The sequence below is a fragment of the Candidatus Phytoplasma fabacearum genome (assembly GCF_030586805.1).
GTDB classification, from domain to species: domain Bacteria; phylum Bacillota_I; class Bacilli_A; order Acholeplasmatales; family Acholeplasmataceae; genus Phytoplasma; species Phytoplasma fabacearum.
Genome location: NZ_JAOSIM010000045.1, coordinates 1 through 1,673, shown reverse-complemented (window position 1 = coordinate 1,673; position 1,673 = coordinate 1). Strand labels below are relative to the sequence as shown.

Annotated in this window: 2 protein-coding genes; both read right to left on the bottom strand. The window is 26.1% G+C overall.

Annotation, left to right across the window (positions count from 1 at the left end; genetic code table 11):
- Positions 1-323, bottom strand: a 323-nt coding sequence (locus tag OC705_RS02485) for a RuvC family protein (RefSeq protein ID WP_478219278.1), incomplete at its 3' end; no start/stop codon positions are given.
- Positions 314-1,582, bottom strand: a complete 1,269-nt coding sequence (locus OC705_RS02480; protein ID WP_304514064.1) for an alanine--tRNA ligase-related protein — start codon at positions 1,580-1,582, stop codon at positions 314-316. The genes OC705_RS02480 and OC705_RS02485, both read right to left, overlap by 10 nt.
- Positions 1,583-1,673 lie beyond the last annotated feature (91 nt).

Genomic DNA, 1,673 nt, shown 5'->3' with positions numbered 1-1,673 from the left:
CCGCTTTTAAGAACTGCTGTAATTCTTGAGAGTTTCCATTCAAGAACCGTTCTTAGCCTTACAGTGTTTATCGCACTGGTGATTGGTGAAATCACACGATATTTAGGCCTCTTTGGCGCCCAGATAATTGTATTAATATTAAGTTCAGTAATTATTTTAGATAAAGGTGGAATTAATTGATGATATTGATGCCTTTCGAATTTAATTGTTTTTAAATTTTTGGCAATAATTCCAAATTGAGAAAATGAAATTCCCAAAGTTTTTTCTCCTAAATCTAAACCTAAAAAATTTTCTTTTCGATATAATTGTGATTTTATAGACATTTTAACCATTCTTGTTTCAATATTATTAATTTTTCCTTGTTATAACTAACACTTTTAGCAAAATTCGCATTTCCTCCACCTTTTCCTTCGATAATGAGATTTACACGTTTTATAAACATTTTAGCGTTAATACTATCAATATTACTTTTACAAATTAAAATAAAATATTCAGGTTTTTGTTTATATAAACATAAAAAATTAATTTTTAATTTTTGTATTAAATAATCTAAAAGATTTTTCAACATATTTTCGTCAATATTAATATTATCACAACTCAAAAACATGCAAGGTTCTATTTTAGAAGGTATAATCTTTTCAGCTTCTTTCATCATTTGTATTATAGCTTTTTGATTAATTTGTTTTTGCATTTGTAACCATAATTTTTGTAATTCTTCATAATATTCTTTATAAACAAAAATACTTTTATAACTATCTTTGGTTTCTTTAAATTGAGGAATGTTAATTTTATTGTCCAAATCATGATAAAATTGTTCTATTTTATGCAATATTTTTTCCTCTTGGATACGTAAATGTTTAGTTTTAGAATCAAAACCCATAATAATATTATAATTAGTCGTTGTTGCTTCAATTCTATAAATTCCAGAACCGATAGAAGCATAAGATAAAATAGCAAATTTCTCCAAAAATAAAGTATTAAAGGCATGGGTTCCGCCACATAATTGAGTTGAAATGTCATTAATTTCGATTACTCTCACAATATCATTATACTCAACTTGATCAAGTAATTGTATTTTTTGATCTTGAGCTTCTTCCAAATTCATTATTTTAACATTTATAGGATATTTTTTATTAATCCATAAATTTATTTTGTTTTCTATTGTTATAAGATCTTCTACAGATAAAGATTTATAATAATTAAAATCAAATTTTAAAATTTTATGATTCAAAAAAGAACCACATTGTTTTATATCAGAATTAAATAAAATTTTTAAAGCAGAATGTAATAAATGTGTCGCTGTATGATTTAAAGAAATTAAATGTCTTTTTTGCAAATCAATGCATGTTTGTACTTGTTGACCTAATTCAAAACAATCTTGAGTATAGTGCAAAAATTGCCCACGAGGTAATTTAATAACTTTTTCGATATAACTTTGATTAATCATACCAAAATCTGAAACTTGTCCTCCCATTTCTGCATAAAAAGGAGTTTTGTCTAAAACAATTCCATTGTTAAAAACTTTAATAACTTTAGCCGAAGTGCTAAAATACGGATAGATTAATTGCGTTTTATTCAGCAATTCGTTCTTGCTGTTTTATTTACAATCAGCCCCCGTCCAAACCGGACAAGCAAGTTTCCCAGCATCCGGCTTTCCATAATTCACTCTCTTT